The following is a 17,412-nucleotide window of genomic DNA, read 5'->3' as shown; positions in this document are numbered from 1 at the left end:
GAGGCGTCGGCGGCACCTGAATCGCCCAAATGCACATTTTTTCATAGAGAAATCGATGACCAAGGAACAGTTGCTGGCCATGTCGGCCGATGACTACATGAACGCCGACCAGCTCGCCTTCTTCACTGAGCTGCTGCAGGCGATGAAAGTCGAAACCCATGAACGCATCGAGCTCAGCCGCACCACCATCGAAGGCCTGGACACGCCGTCGGACCCAGCCGACGTGGCTTCGGTCGAAGAAGAGCGCAGCTGGCTGGTGAATGCCATCGACCGCGACCAGCGCCTGCTGCCTCAGCTGGAAATGGCCCTGGACCGTATTGCCGACGAAAGCTTCGGCTGGTGCGACGACAGTGGTGAGCCCATCGGCCTGAAGCGTCTGCTGATCAGCCCGACCACCAAATACTGCATCGAAGCCCAAGAGCGCCACGAGCAGCTCGACCGCCACCAGCGCCAGGTGTAACCCCTCGCGCAGTGCCGAGCCCCACGGAGCGATCCCTGGGGCTTTTTGCGTTTGTTGTCGCCCCGTTTTTGTTGCTGCAGGCGTAACACAGCTGTACCGGGCGGCGCTGTTTCCCCCTTGGGCGCAGGCGTATCATGGCTATATCGTTAGGGTGCTACTTAAATTCCGGAGGGAATGATGCATAGCCGAGTCGATGTGGCCGTGATGATCGGTTCAAGTGTGCCCGCCACAATGCAGGCACTGGGCAGGCGTGTCTGCTGGGTGGTGCTGGTCAACGGTGAGCGGCGCGGTACCGCTTTTGCCACGCGCGAGGAAGCGTTGGAATGCCAGGCTGCCTGGCAGCAACAACTGAAGAAAGGGCTCGCCGCCTGAAAATGTTGTTTGCCTCTCGACGGGTTTCAGTGTTTTCGGGCATATTTGTCCTACAGTAATGCGCACCAGGGTTTGCCTTCTTGCAGGCTCACGCCTTGGCCGTGTTTTCTGGCGAGTGATCTCAGGCATCACGTTTCCCGTGCCGGGAATGGGCCAAACGCCTTCGGTTGAAGGCGAATCTGGCAAACCAGAGTAAAGTTTCCTGCGCGCTGCATCGTCGGCGGGCACAGACATTTCGTATATCGCTTTATTACTCTTTTCGCCTATCGATAAGACAGGGCCGTGCCTCCCCGAGCTTGGGTGAGGGCGGGTTGTAACCGGTTGAGGATTACTTCATTGGCAGTCAGCACACTTGATACCCATGCGTTGTTCGCACTCGGCGACTTGCGCGGTAAATTGGCCCAACTGTTCCAGGGCCGCTTCATTTATGTAACCGAACAGAATCCCGAAGGCCTGTACATGGCCGAAATCGACACAGAAAGTGCGTTGGTGGTAGACGATAAACAGCGCCTGGAACTGAAAGTTGGCGATCATTTCCGCGCTGCCGTATTGCCCAGCCGCGAAGGCGGCAAGTTGGAAATGCGCTTCCGGGAAATCAAGTTGAATGTCTATGGCGTGGGTGATTACGCTTTCGTTTCCGTGCCGGAAGGCGAGGGCATCGTGTTTCGCGAAGGCCAAGGGGTCATGTTGGTATTCGCCGCGCAGCAGCAGATACAGGAAGGCCTGGGCAAGTTGCTGAAAGCGGTAACCGGCAAAGTTGCCAAATGGCGCAAGGGCGAGCTGACCACCTTCAAGGCCAGTGAATGACTGCAACTGATGATGCGCCCGCCAGCCGGGCGGAGTTTCATCGGCAGCATCATGCGGCTGCCGTAGCCGAGGCGCAGCGTATGCTGGCCCGGCGCGATGCATTGCAAGGTGCCTGGTTGAACTGGGTGGCGGCAGAGCTGTACAGGCTCGGCCCGCCACCTTACGCCGCCATGGTGCGCCGCGAGTTGCAGCGCCTGAGCCAGGTGTGAGGCGGCAGGCCTTCAGTTGCCACTGTCGCAGCCGCTGCTGACCTCTTCAGGCACTGGCTCTTTCGCCACCCGCTTGCGGAACAGCGCTGCCCGTGCGAGCAGCAACGTGGTCACCGGCACAGTGATCGACAGCAGAATGGGGATCAGCCAGGCGTGCAGCACCGCCGCGTCCTTCAACCACGAAAAATAGATGATCGAGGCCAGTGCCACGCACCAAGCGCCGATGGTCGAGGCCAGTGCCGGTGGGTGCATGCGCTGGAAGTAGTCTTTCAGGCGCACCAGGCCCACTGCACCTACCAGGGCGAACAGGCTGCCGGTGATCAGCAGCACCGCCGTGATCAGTTCGAGCCAGAATGGCAGTACCAAGGTTTCAGTCATTCGATCACCTCACCGCGCAGCAGGAACTTGGCCAGGGCAAACGAGCCGACGAAGCCGAACAGCGCAATCAACAGGGCACCTTCGAAGTAGGTGTCACTGGCATAACGGATACCCAGCACCAGCATGGTCAGCATGGCCAGGATATACAGGTAGTCCAGCGCCAGGATCCGGTCCTGGGCAGACGGGCCACGGAACAGCCTGAACAGCGCCAGGGCCATGGCCAGGGCGAAAATGAACAGGCTGGCGAGGACAGCGTTGGCGAGCAGGCCTGTCATTGGAAAATCTCCACCAGTGGGCGTTCATACGTGTCCTTGAAGTGCTGGACGAAGGCCGCTTCATCGTCCAGGTCGAACACATGCAGCAGCAATACGCTGCGGTCCAGAGCCAGTTCCGACCAGACTGTGCCAGGCACCACCGTGGTAATCATCGCCAGTGCCGCCAGGCCGTGCGGGTCGCGCAGGGCCAGCGGTATATGCACGAACGCCGAACGTGGCGGCTGCTTGCCGGCCCGCAGCACGCCGCGGGCAACCAGCAGGTTGGACATGATGACATCGACGCCGACCCGGCCGATAAGCCGGGCGACGACCAGCGGCCGCTTGACGTGTGCGTGTTGCGGCCGCAAGGGGGCCATCAGCAGTGGCGCCAGTACGCCAAGGGCGGCGCCCAGCAGCAGGTTACCGGGGCTGACCGAGAGGTTGAGCAGCAGCCACAGGCCGAACAGCGAGACCGAGAGGAGCGGGGCGGGGAACATGCGGCTCATGGCAGCACCTCGGCGCTGGGCGAAGTCGGGCCAGGGATCGGCCGGGCGGCCATTACGGCATCGATATAGGCATCTGGCGCCTGCAGGCTGGCGGCCGTGTCCTGGGTGTAGCGCAGCAATGGCTCGGCCTTGAGGCTGAGGAAGATGCACAGGCCGAGCAGAATGACGATCGGCAGGCATTCGAACCGGCGCAGTACGGGTGACGGGCGCTCTTCGGGCTTCCAGAAGCGTTGGATGCCAACCCGGCCGAAGGCAATCAGCGAGGCCATGCCCGAGAGTATCAGCAACGCTACCAGCCCCCAGCCGGGGGCACTCAGGGGCTGCTCGACGGGGCCGCCCAGGCCGTTTGGGTTGAACAAGGCGCTGATCAGGTTGAGCTTGCCGACGAAGCCCGAGAGGGGCGGCATGCCGATGATCAGCAAGGCGCAGGCGATGAAACTCAGGCCCAGGAAAGCCATGGTCCAAGGGATGATCTGGCCGATCACCGCCTTCTGCTCGTCATCGAGGTTGATACCTTTGGGGGGGTGCAGGGACTCCAGCGGGGGCGGCATCAGATCTTCTTCTTCGTCCAGCGGTGCCTCATTGGCCGAGCGCGAGCGTTCGACCAGCTCGGCGAGCAGGAACAGGGCGCACAGTGCCAGGGTCGAGTTGACCAGATAGAACAGTGCCGCACCGGTCAGCGCGGGCTGGGCAAAGCCGACCGCGCCGAGCAGGGTGCCGGCCGAAACCAGGATGCTCAGCGCTGCCATGCGTTCCAGGCGCTGTGCTGCGAGAATGCACACTGCGGCCACCGCCAGGGTCACCAGGCCACCGTACACCAGCCATTGGCCGCCGAAATGGGCCGAAGCGCCGGCCTGGCCGGAGAACAGCAGCGTCCACAGGCGCAACACGGCGTACAGGCCGACCTTGGTCATGATGGCGAACAGCGCAGCCACCGGCGCACTGGCCGATGCATAGGCCGGTACCAACCAGAAGTTGAGCGGCCAGATGCCGGCCTTGACCAGGAAGGCCATGGCCAGGATGGCTGCACCGGCGTGCAGCAGGCCACGGTCAGCTTCTGGCACCAGGGGAATCTTCAGGGCCAGGTCAGCCATGTTCAGGGTGCCGGTCACGCCGTACAGCATCGCCGCGCCAATCAGGAAGAGCGACGAGGCAAACAGGTTGATGGCGATGTAGTGCAGGCCGGCACGCACGCGCGCGCGCCCCGAACCATGCAGCAACAGACCGTAGGAAGCGGCCAGCAGCACTTCGAAGAACACGAACAGGTTGAACAGATCGGCTGTGAGGAACGCGCCGTACAGGCCCATCAGCTGGATCTGGAACAGTGCGTGAAAGCTGGCCCCGGCACCGTCCCAGCGGGCGCGGGCAAACAACAGGGCACTGAAGCCGATGACCCCGGTCAGGGTCAGCAGCAGCGCAGACAAGTGGTCCAGCACCAGCACGATACCGAATGGCGCTGGCCAGTTACCCGGCAGGTACACGCCGATCGATTGTGCCTGACCCTGGGTGCGTACCCACAGCAGCAGGCTGACGGCTATGGCCAGGCCGGTGAGGGTCGACAGCAGGTTCAGACGGGCTTTGATGCGGCGGTGTTTTTCGCCCAGCAGCAGCATCATGGCCGCCGTGACCAGCGGTAGCAGGATGGGCGCGACGATCAGTTGACTCATGTCGCTCATTCGTCACGCTCCCGGCCATCGACGTGGTCGGTCCCGGTCAGGCCCCGCGAGGCCAGCAGCACCACCAGGAACAGCGCGGTCATGGCAAAGCTGATCACGATGGCGGTCAGCACCAGGGCTTGCGGCAGCGGGTCGGTGTAATGCAGCAAGTCTTGGGTCACGCCGTCCTTGATGATCGGCTCTTTGCCGATGAACAGGCTGCCCATGCTGAAGATGAACAGGTTGACGCCGTACGACAGCAGGCACAGGCCCATGATGACCTGGTAGGTACGCGGGCGCAGGATCAGCCATACGCCCGAGGCGGCCAGCACTCCGATGGCGACTGCAATGACTTCTTCCATCAGGCGGCTCCTGCTTGGTTGGTTTTTGCCGGGTTACCCGGGCGGTAGGCACGCACCGACTGGTGCGCCAGCGCAGTGAGGATCAACAGGGTCGAACCGACCACCACGGTGTACACGCCGACATCGAAGAACAGTGCACTGGCCACGTGCACGTCGCCCAGCAAGGGCAAGTGCAGGTGGGCGGTATGGGTGGTCAGGAACGGGTAGCCGAGCAGCATGGCGCCGCCCCCGGTGAGGGTTGCGCAAAGCAGGCCGGTGCCCATCCAGCGCAGCGGCCGCAGGCTCATCTGCGCCTCGACCCATTGGGTGCCCGCCACCATGTACTGCAGGATGAACGCCACCGACATTACCAAGCCAGCGACAAAACCGCCCCCTGGCTGGTTGTGCCCGCGCATGAACAGGTACATCGAGACCAGCAGGGCGATAGGTAGCAGCAGGCGCACCAGCACCGCTGGCACCATCATGAAGCCCAGTGCGGTATCGGTGGCATGCCGCGGGTTGATCAGGTCGGTGACCACGTCAGGCGCGAGCTGGCGCTGCTGGGCCGGCAACTGCATGCTCTCCTTGGGTGGGCGGAAGCGTCGCAGCAGGGCGAACACGGTCAGCGCCACGGCCACCAGCACGGTGATTTCACCGAGAGTGTCGAAACCGCGGAAGTCGACCAGCATGACGTTGACCACATTGGTGCCACCGCCCTGCGGCAGTGCGCGGCTGAGGTAGAACGAGGAAATGTCATTGGGTGTCGGCCGCGTCAGCATGGCATACGACAACAAGGCCATGCCGCCACCAACCAGTACTGCCAGCAGCAGGTCGCGCAAGCGGCGTATGCGCGCACGCTCCAGGCTGCCGGGCGATGGCGAGACGCCTTCGATACGCCGAGGCAACCAGCGCAAGCCGAGCAGGATAAGCACGGTGGTGACGACTTCTACCACCAGCTGGGTCAGGGCCAGGTCGGGTGCGGAGAACCAGACGAAGGTGATGCAGGTCATCAGGCCGCAGACGCTGACCATGGTCAGGGCTGCCAGGCGATGGTACTTGGCCTGGTAGGCAGCGCCGACGGCGCAGGCGATTGCGATCAGCCACAGCGCGACGAATACCCCGGACCCGGGAATTTTCGGCCGCTCGCCCCAGCTCAGGCCGCTGTAGAGCATGGGCGTGAGCCCGGCCAGGAATGCGGCGACCACCAGCATGAACAGCTGCGACTGCAAACGCCGGCTGGTGAGCAGGCGCTCGATGCGCCGGGCAAGCAACATCAACTGCACCTGGCCGTATTCGAACAGGCGCTTGCCGTTGAACCGCTCGATCACCGGCGGGGAAGGGAAGCGCCCCCGGCGCAGTTGCTTGCGCAACATGATGTACAAGACGATACCGCCGCTCATGGCGAGCAGGCTCATGATCAGCGGCGCATTCCAGCCATGCCAGATCGCCAGGCTGTATTCCGGCAGGGTGCCGCCGACCACCGGCAATGCCGCGGCAGCCAGCAGCGGCCCGACCGACTGTGCGGGGAAAATACCCACGACCAGGCAGGTGAGTACCAGCAACTCTACCGGTGCACGCATCCAGCGCGGCGGTTCATGCGGGGTGTGCGGCAGGTCCTGGGCCGTAGGGCCGAAGAACACATCGACGGTAAAGCGCAGCGCATACGCCACGCTGAACGTGCCGGCGAGGGTGGCGACTACCGGCAGGGCGGCTTCGACCCAGGCGGTGGAGCTGATGAACACTGTTTCAGCGAAGAACATTTCCTTCGACAGGAAGCCGTTCATCAAGGGCACGCCAGCCATCGAGGCACTGGCCACCATGGCCAGGGTGGCGGTGTACGGCACCAGGCGGATCAGGCCACTGAGGCGGCGGATGTCGCGGGTGCCGCTTTCGTGGTCGATGATGCCGGCGGCCATGAACAGCGAGGCTTTGAAGGTGGCATGGTTGAGGATGTGGAACACCGCGGCGACCGCGGCCAGCGGGCTGTTCAGGCCGAGCAGCAGGGTAATCAGGCCGAGATGGCTGATGGTCGAGTAGGCCAGAAGGCCCTTCAGGTCATTCTGGAACATGGCGGCGAAGGCGCCGAGCAACAGCGTGATGGCGCCGGCGCCGCCGACGATCCAGAACCACTCCTCGCTGCCGGAGAGCACTGGCCACAGGCGGGCCAGCAGGAATACCCCGGCCTTGACCATGGTTGCGGAGTGCAGGTAGGCCGATACCGGCGTTGGCGCAGCCATGGCGTGGGGCAGCCAGAACTGGAAGGGGAACTGTGCGCTCTTGCTCAGGGCGCCGATCAGGATGAGGGGCAGTAGAACTGGATACAGCGCGTGCTGGCGGATGGTGTCGCCGGCAGCCAGGACCTTGTCCAGGTCGTAGCTGCCGACCACATGGCCGAGCAGCAGCGCCCCCACCAGCAGGCACAGGCCGCCTGCGCCCGTTACCATCAGTGCCATGTAGGCGCCGCGGCGGGCGTCTGCCCGGTGGTGCCAGTAGCCGATAAGCAGGAAAGAGAACAGGCTGGTGAGCTCCCAGAAGAACACCAGCTGGATCAGGTTGCCGGAGATCACCAGGCCCAGCATGGCGCCCATGAACGCCAGGAAAAAGGCGAAGAAGCGCGGCACCGGGTCTTGGGGTGACATGTAGTAGCGCGCGTACAGCGACACCAGCGTGCCGATGCCCAGCACCAGCAGCGAGAACAGCCAGGCGAAGCCGTCCATGCGCAGCACCAGGTTCAGGCCCAGGCTGGGCAGCCACAGGAACTCTTCGCGAATCACGCCCCCGTGGGCGACCTGAGGGTAAAGCAGTGCTACCTGGACGGTACCGACCAGGGCTACGAGCCCGGCAAGGATGGACTCGGCGTTTCGTGCGTTGTGCGGCAGCACGGCTGCCAGGCAACTGCCCACGAACGGCAGAAGCAATAGCACTATCAAAGACATAGCGGCCTATTCTGGAGAAGTTTGCAAGGATCATACGTGCCGGGGGGGGTGATCACCAACACGCAAGCTGTCGCAGAATCCTACAAATAGACTGTGACAAGTGATTTTTTTATAACAGTTTTTTACAAAGCATAGCTGCAGTTGGCTGCTTCACAGCCCTGCCTGCCGCTCACCCGGTACCCCTTGGCCGTCCACAGCGGCGCCTTCGCTGCGCCGCCGTACCTTGAGTTCGCTGACTACCACCGCGATCACGATCAGCAGGCCGCCCAGCAGCGCCACGCCGGGGAGCCGTTCGCCGGCGATACGCCCGACGATACCAGCCCACACCGGTTCACCAGCATAAATAAGCGTTGCCCGGGTGGGCGAGACCGACTTCTGCGCCCAGTTCATCGCCACCTGGATTACCGCACTCATCGCGCCCAGGCCGATAGCGCTGACCAGCAGCAGCCAGGAAAAGTCGGGAATGCGCTCCTGGGTCGGGACGATCATCAAAAACGCCAACACCGACGCGGTCGCCAACTGGACAACGGTGACCCGACGCACATCGACCTGGCCGGCGTAGCGGCTGATCAGGATGATCTCGCCAGCGATCGCCACAGCGCTGACCAGGGTCACCATTTCGCCTTCGCTGAAATGCAGGCTGCCGCCTTCCGGGCCGGCCAGCAGCATCAGGCCGGCGAACGCCAGGCAAATGCCGATGCTGGGCATCAGGCCGGGCCGGCGGCCGAGTACCAGCCACTGCAACAGGGGCACGAACGGCACATACAGCGCAGTGATGAACGCCGACTGGCTGCTACTGATGGTTTGCAGGCCCATGGTCTGCAAACCATAGCCGAGCATGATCGTGACACCGATCAGCATGCCGGCCTTGAGCTCGGTGAAGGTCAGCCCAGGCAGCGCCCGCGCTGAGACCACGCCCACGAACAACGCCGCTGCCGCAAAGCGCAGGCCGACGAAGAACATCGGGCCGCTGACACTCATCACGTTATGGACAAGCAGAAAGGTGCCGCCCCACAACATGGTAATGAACACCAGCACGACTTCGGCCTTGCTCAGGCGAAAGGTAACGGTGGGGGTCGGCTTGCTGCTGGGCTGGATCATGGTCTTGCACACTCGGCGTCAGGCGGCGCACAATCGCCGCAAAGTGGGCAGTATACTGCGCAATACACAACGGTGAGCAATATAGTGCACAAAGAATCCGCGCACCGTGCTTCGGTGCTGCAACACGTCAGCCTAAATGTTCGCAGCCTGCGCAATGCCGCTGGTATGAGCCAGGCGGTGCTGGCTGAACGCTCGGGGGTCAGCCGGCGCATGCTGGTGGCCATCGAGGCGGGGGAAAAGAATGTCAGCCTGACCACCCTGGATTTGATCGCCGAGGCGTTGGGGGTGGCCTTCAGTACGCTGATCCAGGCGCCGGACCTGCGTGATCCAGGGCGTATCGAAGAGCTGGCCTGGGCGGGCGAGCACCCCCAGAGCCGGGCGGTTTTGCTGGGCACCAGCGCGGCGCGGCGCGAGGTCGAGCTGTGGGAGTGGACGCTGGCGCCGGGCGAGCGTTATGCCAGCGAGGCCGATGCCGAGGGTTGGAGTGAGCAGATCTATGTGTGCGCAGGGCAACTTACCCTGATCATCGAGGGGATAGAACATCGCCTGCAGGTGGGGCAGTTCCAGGTATTTCCCAGCAATTGCCAGTACGCCTACCGGAACGATGGCACTGTGCCGGTGCGGTTTGTGCGTAATGTGGTGATCTGAGGCCCCGCAGGTTCGTCGCCCCGTGGTGGTTTGCAAGCGATCTGCCGGCGGGATGGGGCGCAAAGCGCCCCGAGCACCTCAAGCCTGTTCGGCCACCATTTCGCTCGTCTTCACGACTTTGGCGTAGGCAAAGGCCAACGCTGCCATGGTCGCATCCTGTACCTGGGCCGCTGGCACCTGCTTGCCGTCGAACGTCAGTGCCAGGGTCGCGCAGGCATCGTGCACCACGGTCACTTCAAAGCCCAGGTCGGCGGCTGCCCGGGTAGCGGCATCAATGCACATGTGGCTCATGCTGCCAACGATGGTCACGGCTTCGATGCCATGCGTTCGGAGCGTTTGTTCAAGGCCAGTTTCGAGAAAGGCGTTGACCTTGTGCTTGAGTATCACCGGCTCGCCTGCAGCCGGCTGGACCTTGCTGTAGAAGGCGGCGCCCGGCGAACCCGGGGCAAAGAATGGCGCATCGGCGCTGGTGAACTCATGCCGCACGTGCACCACCAAGTCGCCGCGCGTGCGGGCCGCGGCCAGCACGCGGGCCGCGTTTTCGGCCGCTGCCTCAGCCCCATCGAGGGGCCACTTGCCGCCTGGGAAGTAGTCGTTCTGGATGTCGATGATGATCAGCGCGTGCTTGTTCATGCTGCCTCCTGTGGCAGTAGTCGTGGGTTGGCGTTAGTTATAGGCTGTGGGGCCCGACCTGAGGATTGGCGTGAACGACACTATGCGGGTGAAAACTGACAACACGGCCAGGCTGGACATCGGCTTGCTGCTTTACCCTGGGGTACAGCAGGCTGCCCTGTATGGCCTGCGCGACCTCTTTACCGTGGCCAATCGGGTCGCAGCCGAACTGGGTGCTGTCGCGTTGCCGCAGGTGCGCATCAGCTTCTGGCAGGCCGACGTCGCAGGTCACTTGCAGCTGGCCCCTGGCAGCCCGGCTGTCGACTTGGCAGGTGTGCGTGTCCTGATCATCCCGCCAAGCCTGGAATCGACCCCGCATGGCGACCTGCTGGAACAGCATCGGCCGTCCCTGTGCCTGTTGCACGGGCGTGGCGCGGTGCTGGCGTCGGTGTGTATCGGCGTGTTTTTCATCGCCGCCAGTGGCTTGCTGGATGGTCGCCCGGCCTGTACCCACTGGAACTACGTGCAGGCGCTGGCGCAGCGGTTCCCCAACGTGCGCGTGCAGACCCAGCAGCCGGTACTGGACGACGGCGACATTGTCACCTCGGCGGGGTTGATGGCCTGGACCGACCTGGGGCTGCGGCTGCTCGAACGTTTTCTGGGGGCGACGGTAGCGCGGGAAACTGCCCGCTATCTGGCAGTCGAACCTGTCACCGCGGCATTGCCCGGGGCGTTGTTCAACCCTCGGCTGGACCATGGCGACGAAGCCATCCTGAAAGTGCAGCATTGGCTGCAGGGCAGTGACGGGCAGCATGCAGACCTGGCTGCAATGGCGGCCTGCGCGGGGTTGGAAGCGCGCACGTTCCTGCGGCGTTTTCGAGCCGCCACCGGGTTGCGCCCCACCGAATACTGCCAGCAGGTGCGCGTAGGGCGCGCGTGCCGGTTGCTGGAGTTCACCCGGCGCAATGTCGAGCAGATCGCCTGGGGGGTTGGCTATCAGGATCCGGGGGCGTTTCGCAAAGTCTTTCAGCGCATCACCGGGTTGACGCCGAGTGAGTACCGGCGACGCTTTGCGGTAACGGCGTAGCGCGTGCACAAACCGCTTGACCTTGACTTAACTTGAGGTTTTACCCTGCTCGGCATCGCGCTGCATGCGCCCGTAGCCAGGAGACTGTCGATGTCGGCAAAGCCTCAAGCCCTGTGGTTCACCCAGATGATCGAATATGAAGTGCCGAGCCCGTGCCAGCAGGCGTTGGCTCAAGCGCTGGTGGTGCGCAGCGAAGTGTTGGCAGCGCGCTGTGAAGGCCTGCAAGGCGTCAGCATTCAGGCAAGCGACGATGGCAGCCGGGTGCTGCAGTACCTGCAATGGCAGTCACGCCAGGCCTGGTCGGCGGCGGCCGAGTATTTCAACGAGGAACCCTTCCTCGAGCTGTTGCGCCGGCACCAGGCACGGGGTGTCAATTTTGCGGCCTACCAGACCTTGCGCAGCTTGGTGCGCAGCGCCGATGGCGGCCTGCATTGCCAGGTAGGTGAGGGTCAGGCGTACCACGGTGCGTAGTGTGGGTAGCGGTCCAGGCGGGCACCGATGACCATTTCGCTGATCCATGCCGCCAGCATCGAGCTGTAGGCTTTCTGGCTTTCTTCACTGGATAACGCGTGGTCGGCGCCGTCGACCATGCGGTGGGTCAGTGAGTGGGCGCTGACGAATGCCGAGCGGTAGCTCATCAAGGTGCTGTGCGGGACATAGTCGTCCTGTTCGGACTCCACCAGCAGCACATCACCGACGAACTCGGCGCAGGCGGCCAGGGCGCGGTTGTCGGCCGGCCCCAGGGGGCGCTGGCGGTAGGCGTTCAAGCGCTGACGATCAAGGGCTTGCTTGGGGCTGTCCCATTCTTCGTCCCAGTACATGGCCGGCACCCGCAGGGCCAGCCATTTCACCGGGCGTTCGCGGGTCAGCAAGGTGGCCAGGTAGCCGCCATAGCTGCTGCCGATGATGGCGATGGCGTTGCTGTCGACCGCCGGGTGGCTGATCAGGCGGTCGTAAGCCACCAGCAGGTCTTGCAGGTTCTGCTCACGGGTAACGGTCAGGCGCTGGCTTTGGGTTTTTTCATGGCCGCGCAGGTCGAAGGTCATGCATACGCAGCCCAGGCCGGTGATGTGTCGGGCGCGAGCCAGGTCACGTTGCTGGCTGCCACCCCAGCCGTGGACGAAGAGAATACCTGGCATCTTGCTGCCAGGGCTGACCAAGGTCCCGGCGATGCGGTCGTTCTCGACCTGCAGTTCGACGGTTTCACTCTGAATGGCCATGCTCGCGAATCCGCGCAAATTTGCTGAGTTGTCCGAGTTCACTGTCGTTTCCTTGGTAGAAAAGGGTGGCATCCGCGGGCAGGTCGGCGCTGCCGAACACTTCATGGGTGGACGCACGTACCTGCTGCAGTGCCGGGTCGTCGGCAAATGCCTGCAGGGCCAGCAGCTCGGCGCTGCTGGCACCGCCCAGGCGCCAGGATTGTTCGAGTACCCCGCTGCATGGCTGGCCGGAGGCAGTGGTGCCGCGGGCGATATCGTAGTTGCGCCGCGACGCCACAAAGCCCGGAAAATGCCGTTCGGCAGCCTGTTCGTAGACCATGGCCTGGTTCACGGCCAGCCGCAGGTGGTCTTCAAGGGGGCGTTGCAACAGGGCCTGATAGTCGCCACGGACTACGATCAGGTCAGATCCCCCGTACACCTCGCAGCCCTGATGGTCACGGGTGAGTTGCTGGGTGCCATGGTAGCTGCAGGTCAGGCCGGCCACCCTGACCTGACCAACGCTGAAGGTCTTCACTTGGCTCAGGTCTTCTTCCAGCACCAGTCCCCATACCGCCAACTGCTGGTCGTCCATACCGTTCAACAAAGGGGTCAGCTGATCCAGTTCTGTGATCACCTGGTGCCCGCGGCCTGCGCTGGCCCGTACTGGCTTGACCCGCACAGGGCCAGCGCGCAACAGCAAGGCTGCAGCATGGCGGGCATCGGGTTTGCTGAACACCGTAAAACCGCGCAGCAAGGCGCCGCCGGCCTGGCGGGCGAAGCCATCGGTCCAGCCCTCAGGGCCGGAGGCTCCCGCAGGCAGCGGGTGGGAAATGGCTTTGGTGGCCATGTAGGGGCAGGGTACCAAGCCGCCGAATAGATCTGACTCACTGACAATGCCCAGGCTGGCAGCCTGCTCGGTGTCGGTCAGGGTTTCGGTCGGGATGCAATAGTAGTTGTCGGTGGCGACAGGCAGCCGCGTGGGCTGCACATGGGGGCAGCCCAGCAAGCGTCCCAGGCCCTCGGCGAGCTTCAGGTGCACGGCCCGCTCATGCTCGGGTGTATGTTCCCGAGTGTCGAGCAGCACGACTGCAGTTTTAGCGGGGCAGGCACTGGGCATGGTCTGCTGCCTGTGTGTGGCGAATGTACAGTGTGTGAAGCCGTGACCCTGGGGAAGTTCAGCACTACTTGATCGGCGGTCCTTGTGTAGGACGGTTCCGGTTCGCGCCTGGGCGATTGCAGGGCTTTGGCGCCTGCTCCATTATCCGCCTATTGGATCAACCGTGATGTAGCCGCAGGAGAGCGCATGAACGTGCAGACCCCCTTTGAACACAGCGTGCCACAGCGCCTGATGCGTCTGCGCCAGGCCATGGCGGCAAGGCACGTCGATGCCTTGCTGGTGCCTTCATCCGACCCGCATCTCTCCGAATACCTGCCCGGCTATTGGCAAGGGCGCCAGTGGCTGTCGGGGTTTCATGGCTCGGTGGGTACACTGGTGGTGACCTCGGCGTTTGCCGGGCTATGGGTCGATAGCCGCTACTGGGAACAGGCCGAGCATGAATTGGCCGGCAGTGGCATCGAGCTGATGAAGCTGTCGCCGGGCAAGCCTGGCGCGCTGGAGTGGCTGGGAGAGCACGCTGAGCCCAACGGCACCGTGGCGGTCGACGGTGCCGTCATGGCATTGGCCTCGGCGCGGCAATTGGCAGAGCGCCTGAAGGCGCGCGGGGCGCGGCTGGTAACCGACCAGGACCTGCTGGGCGAGGTGTGGGACGGGCGCCCGGGGCTGCCTGGCAATCCGGTCTATCAGCATTTGCAGCCGCACGCCACGACGAGCCGGGCGCAAAAGCTCGCGCAGTTGCGCCAGGCCATGCAGGCCAAGGGGGCCGACTGGCACTTCATTGCCACCCTCGATGACATCGCCTGGCTGTTCAATCTGCGCGGTAGCGACGTCTCATACAACCCGGTGTTTCTGGCCTTCGCCTTGATCAGCCAGCAGCAGGCCATGCTGTTCGTTGGCCAAGGCAAGGTGGATGCGCACCTGCGCCAGGTACTGGCGAGCGACGGTGTTGAAGTGCGCGACTACAGCGAAGCAGGGCAGGCGCTGGCTGCCGTGGCGGCAGGCAGCCGGCTGCTGGTGGACCCGGCACGCGTCACCTGCAGCCTGTTAGCCAACTTGCCGGTGGGTGTGGAGCTGGTCGAGGGGCTGAACCCCACCACCCTGAGCAAGGCCTGCAAGGGTGACGCTGATCTCCCCTACATCCGTCAGGTCATGGAGGAAGACGGGGCGGCATTGTGCGAATTCTTCGCCTGGCTGGAAGCCAACCTTGGTCGAGAGGTCGTCACCGAGCTGACTGTGGACGAGCAATTGAGTGCTGCACGTGCACGGCGGGCGAATTTCGTGTCGCTGAGCTTTTCGACCATTGCAGCCTTCAATGCCAATGGTGCGATGCCGCATTACCGCGCCACCGAGCAGTCGCATGCACGCATCGAAGGCAACGGGCTGTTGCTGATCGATTCGGGTGGGCAGTACCTGGGGGGGACTACTGACATCACTCGCATGGTGCCGGTGGGTGTTCCCAGCCACGCGCAGAAGGAAGACTGTACCCGCGTGCTCAAAGGCATGATCGCCCTGTCGCGGGCCACGTTTCCCCGTGGCATCCTGTCGCCCCTGCTCGATGCCATTGCGCGCGCGCCGATCTGGGCTGACCAGGTCGACTACGGGCATGGGACCGGGCACGGGGTGGGCTATTTCCTCAATGTGCATGAGGGGCCGCAAGTGATTGCCTACCAGGCGGCACCGGCGCCCCATACGGCCATGCAGGCGGGCATGATCAGCTCGATCGAGCCGGGCACCTACAGGCCTGGGCAATGGGGGGTACGCATCGAGAATCTGGTGGTCAACCGCGAAGCAGGCACGAGCGCCTTCGGTGACTTCCTGAACTTCGAGACCTTGACGCTGTGCCCGATCGACACCCGCTGCCTCCTGCCCGAACGACTGACCCAATGCGAACTGGAGTGGCTCAATGGCTATCATGCCCACGTGCGCGAGCGTTTGGCCCCGTTGTTGAAAGGGGAGGCGCTTGGCTGGCTCGAAGCGCGCACCGCGCCGCTGTAAAGCGCGGCAAAGAGGGCAGCCGATGCGCTGCCCTTGCTGCTATTTGCAGATGACGATCATGCTGCGGCTGGTGTAGCCCGCTGGGTTGATGCCGAACAAATAGTCACCGTCTTCTTCGTCGCTGTCACCAGACCGTGCGACCACCCGGTAACCGCGGGTGCTGCAAGCGCTTGCAGCCTTGCTGTAACACTTGTCCCACGAGGATGAAAGGCCGGAGCAATTGATATGCAGGCCCTTTTTGCCCTTCTTGACCTCGGTCTTGGCCGTGGCGGCACATCCAGCAATAGCCAAGATGGCCAGGATGAGAAAAATACGTTTCATTCCTGTCCTTATATGCAGGGCGAATCCGATGTCAGACCCTGTCGTTATCGCTTCGGTTCTTCCTGAGTTTCCTCAGCGCCAGTGTTCGCTTCAGTAGAACGCGTGAAGATCGTGATGCTGTGACAGCTTAATCAGCGGGGCCGATCGCGACAATCATTAATACGGTCTCAAATGAAAATATTTCTCATATCAGTCAGCGGCGATCGGTGGGCTGGTGTCTTTTCGCATCGACAGCGTGGTGCCCACAGAGGCCGCAATGATCGCCAGGATCGCCAGCCATTGGGTGACTGTCAGAACTTCGCCAAGGAACAAAAGGCCCGACAGCGCCCCGAATGCAGGCTCGATGCTCATGAGGGTGCCGAAAGTGCGCGCCGGAATGCGCGTCAGGGCAACCATCTCCAGGCTGTAGGGCAGGGCGGTGGACAGCACTGCAACGGCGAGCGCTACGGGAATCAGCGCCGGGGTGAGCAGTGCGCTGCCGGCATGGGCGATGCCGATAGGTGCAACGAACAGGGCGGCTACCACAACGCCCAGGGCGGCACTCTGGATGCCGTGCTCGGCGCCGGCGCGTTGCCCGAACAGGATATACAGTGCCCAGCAAACACCCGCCCCCAGGGCATAGGCTGCGCCCACGGGGTCAAGTGCTTGCCCGCCATGGCCGGCCGGCAGCAAGAGCAGCAAGCCAACAATGGCCAATGCGATCCAAAGAAAGTCGGTGGGTCGACGCGAGGACAGCAGCGCCACGGCTAGCGGACCGGTGAACTCAAGGGCCACGGCAATGCCGATGGGCACCGTTTGCAGTGCCATATAAAAGAGGAAATTCATGCCGCCCAGGGCCATGCCATAAATGATGACGTTGCGCAGGGTTTTGGCGGTCAGGCGAACCCGCCAGGGGCGCAGTATCAGCAGCATGATGATGCTGGCGAAGATCAGCCGCAGGGTGGTGGTGCCTTGTGCGCCAACGATGGGGAACATGCTTTTGGCCAAGGAAGCGCCTGACTGGATCGATGCCATGGCAATCAGCAGCAAGCCTATCGGAAAGAGGGTGGCGGCCAGGCTGCGGGGCTGGGTGTTCATTTAAGGGCGGCATTCCTTGGAGAGGGAGGGGTGAGCAATATAGTGCGCAATTAGCAGGGTAGTGGGCAAGGTGCCCTGCAGAGGTTTTGTAGCGCTGGCTAGCGTGCAGGCCGAGCACGCTGTTGCTCGGCTGCAGGGATTCTGCGGAAAACCTAAATTATTGAAATTAAAGGTTGACCTACAAAAAAGCCGCCCTATAATGCGCACCATTCCAACGCGGTAGCAGGCACTGCCAGCCACTGTGTTGTGTCAAGTGTTAGAAGCTAAACGAGTTTCTCTCAAAAAACTTCAAAATAAACGCTTGACAGCAAATGAGGAAAGCGTAGAATGCGCGCCT

Annotated in this window: 20 protein-coding genes; 8 read left to right on the top strand and 12 right to left on the bottom strand. The window is 63.1% G+C overall.

Going from position 1 to position 17,412, the window contains the following annotated elements:
* Window positions 1-55: 55 nt before the first annotated feature.
* The 4 genes from B3361_RS18045 (at window position 56) to B3361_RS18030 (ending at window position 1,848) form a co-directional block, all read left to right on the top strand.
* Entirely contained in the window at window positions 56-460 is a 405-nt protein-coding gene (locus tag B3361_RS18045; protein WP_003250099.1) for a TraR/DksA family transcriptional regulator, read from the top strand.
* Between the two features lie 177 nt (window positions 461-637).
* A complete protein-coding gene (locus tag B3361_RS18040; protein ID WP_054904896.1) occupies window positions 638-832 on the top strand; it encodes a hypothetical protein in 195 nt (64 codons plus the stop codon).
* Window positions 833-1,168: 336 nt separating this feature from the next.
* The gene (locus B3361_RS18035; protein WP_033744322.1) at window positions 1,169-1,639 is read left to right on the top strand and encodes a hypothetical protein; all 471 of its coding nucleotides are present in this window, start codon (window positions 1,169-1,171) and stop codon (window positions 1,637-1,639) included.
* Complete coding sequence (locus B3361_RS18030) at window positions 1,636-1,848, top strand: hypothetical protein (RefSeq protein WP_029885263.1); 213 nt, start codon at window positions 1,636-1,638, stop codon at window positions 1,846-1,848. The genes B3361_RS18035 and B3361_RS18030 overlap by 4 nt, the downstream gene beginning before the upstream one ends.
* A gap of 12 nt (window positions 1,849-1,860) precedes the next feature.
* Here the strand turns inward: B3361_RS18030 and B3361_RS18025 are convergent, their stop codons facing one another.
* From B3361_RS18025 to B3361_RS17995, 7 genes are all read right to left on the bottom strand, one after another.
* Window positions 1,861-2,226, bottom strand: coding sequence for a Na+/H+ antiporter subunit G (locus tag B3361_RS18025; RefSeq protein WP_009684171.1), 366 nt, complete (start codon window positions 2,224-2,226; stop codon window positions 1,861-1,863).
* Entirely contained in the window at window positions 2,223-2,501 is a 279-nt protein-coding gene (locus B3361_RS18020) for a K+/H+ antiporter subunit F (RefSeq protein WP_054904895.1), read from the bottom strand. The genes B3361_RS18025 and B3361_RS18020 overlap by 4 nt, the downstream gene beginning before the upstream one ends.
* Complete coding sequence (locus B3361_RS18015; RefSeq protein ID WP_054904894.1) at window positions 2,498-2,986, bottom strand: Na+/H+ antiporter subunit E; 489 nt, start codon at window positions 2,984-2,986, stop codon at window positions 2,498-2,500. The genes B3361_RS18020 and B3361_RS18015 overlap by 4 nt, the downstream gene beginning before the upstream one ends.
* Entirely contained in the window at window positions 2,983-4,662 is a 1,680-nt protein-coding gene (locus tag B3361_RS18010; protein WP_054904893.1) for a monovalent cation/H+ antiporter subunit D, read from the bottom strand. Before B3361_RS18010 ends, B3361_RS18015 begins: the two co-directional genes overlap by 4 nt.
* Window positions 4,659-5,003, bottom strand: a complete 345-nt coding sequence (locus tag B3361_RS18005) for a Na+/H+ antiporter subunit C (RefSeq protein ID WP_003250128.1) — start codon at window positions 5,001-5,003, stop codon at window positions 4,659-4,661. Before B3361_RS18005 ends, B3361_RS18010 begins: the two co-directional genes overlap by 4 nt.
* On the bottom strand, window positions 5,003-7,918 hold the full coding sequence (locus B3361_RS18000) for a monovalent cation/H+ antiporter subunit A (protein ID WP_154211276.1): 2,916 nt from the start codon (window positions 7,916-7,918) through the stop codon (window positions 5,003-5,005). The genes B3361_RS18005 and B3361_RS18000 overlap by 1 nt, the downstream gene beginning before the upstream one ends.
* 150 nt (window positions 7,919-8,068) lie before the next feature.
* Window positions 8,069-9,019 (bottom strand): DMT family transporter, encoded by a 951-nt coding sequence (locus B3361_RS17995; RefSeq protein WP_054906209.1) that lies wholly within the window; start codon window positions 9,017-9,019, stop codon window positions 8,069-8,071.
* 84 nt (window positions 9,020-9,103) lie between these two features.
* Here B3361_RS17995 and B3361_RS17990 point away from each other — a divergent pair, with 84 nt between their 5' ends.
* Window positions 9,104-9,667, top strand: coding sequence for a helix-turn-helix domain-containing protein (locus B3361_RS17990; protein ID WP_054906208.1), 564 nt, complete (start codon window positions 9,104-9,106; stop codon window positions 9,665-9,667).
* 78 nt (window positions 9,668-9,745) lie between these two features.
* On the opposite strand, the gene B3361_RS17985 is transcribed toward B3361_RS17990, so the two are convergent.
* A complete protein-coding gene (locus B3361_RS17985) occupies window positions 9,746-10,300 on the bottom strand; it encodes a cysteine hydrolase family protein (RefSeq protein ID WP_054906207.1) in 555 nt (184 codons plus the stop codon).
* Between the two features lie 82 nt (window positions 10,301-10,382).
* On the opposite strand from B3361_RS17985, the gene B3361_RS17980 reads away from it, so the two are divergent.
* Together B3361_RS17980 and B3361_RS17975 are read left to right on the top strand one after the other, a co-directional pair.
* Complete coding sequence (locus tag B3361_RS17980) at window positions 10,383-11,366, top strand: GlxA family transcriptional regulator (RefSeq protein ID WP_054906206.1); 984 nt, start codon at window positions 10,383-10,385, stop codon at window positions 11,364-11,366.
* A gap of 90 nt (window positions 11,367-11,456) precedes the next feature.
* Window positions 11,457-11,837, top strand: coding sequence for an antibiotic biosynthesis monooxygenase (locus tag B3361_RS17975; RefSeq protein ID WP_054906205.1), 381 nt, complete (start codon window positions 11,457-11,459; stop codon window positions 11,835-11,837).
* On the opposite strand, the gene B3361_RS17970 is transcribed toward B3361_RS17975, so the two are convergent.
* Both B3361_RS17970 and B3361_RS17965 read right to left on the bottom strand, forming a co-directional pair.
* Window positions 11,816-12,586, bottom strand: coding sequence for an alpha/beta hydrolase family protein (locus tag B3361_RS17970; RefSeq protein WP_054906204.1), 771 nt, complete (start codon window positions 12,584-12,586; stop codon window positions 11,816-11,818). The two genes, B3361_RS17975 and B3361_RS17970, sit on opposite strands and share 22 nt — an antisense overlap.
* Window positions 12,570-13,682 (bottom strand): DUF3182 family protein, encoded by a 1,113-nt coding sequence (locus B3361_RS17965; RefSeq protein WP_286920302.1) that lies wholly within the window; start codon window positions 13,680-13,682, stop codon window positions 12,570-12,572. Before B3361_RS17965 ends, B3361_RS17970 begins: the two co-directional genes overlap by 17 nt.
* 186 nt (window positions 13,683-13,868) lie before the next feature.
* Here B3361_RS17965 and B3361_RS17960 point away from each other — a divergent pair, with 186 nt between their 5' ends.
* Window positions 13,869-15,677, top strand: coding sequence for an aminopeptidase P family protein (locus B3361_RS17960; RefSeq protein ID WP_054906202.1), 1,809 nt, complete (start codon window positions 13,869-13,871; stop codon window positions 15,675-15,677).
* A 39-nt stretch (window positions 15,678-15,716) separates the two neighbouring features.
* Here B3361_RS17960 and B3361_RS17955 read toward each other — a convergent pair whose 3' ends face one another.
* Window positions 15,717-15,998: a hypothetical protein gene (locus tag B3361_RS17955; protein WP_009684158.1), complete on the bottom strand. Its 282-nt coding sequence runs from the start codon at window positions 15,996-15,998 to the stop codon at window positions 15,717-15,719.
* Between the two features lie 189 nt (window positions 15,999-16,187).
* Window positions 16,188-17,075: a threonine/homoserine exporter RhtA gene (rhtA, locus tag B3361_RS17950; protein ID WP_054906201.1), complete on the bottom strand. Its 888-nt coding sequence runs from the start codon at window positions 17,073-17,075 to the stop codon at window positions 16,188-16,190.
* Between the last annotated feature and the right edge of the window lie 337 nt (window positions 17,076-17,412).

Source organism: Pseudomonas sp. UBA6699 (assembly GCF_002454615.1).
Classification (GTDB): Bacteria; Pseudomonadota; Gammaproteobacteria; order Pseudomonadales; family Pseudomonadaceae; genus Aquipseudomonas; species Aquipseudomonas juntendi.
This window is presented reverse-complemented; position numbering and strand designations above follow the sequence as displayed.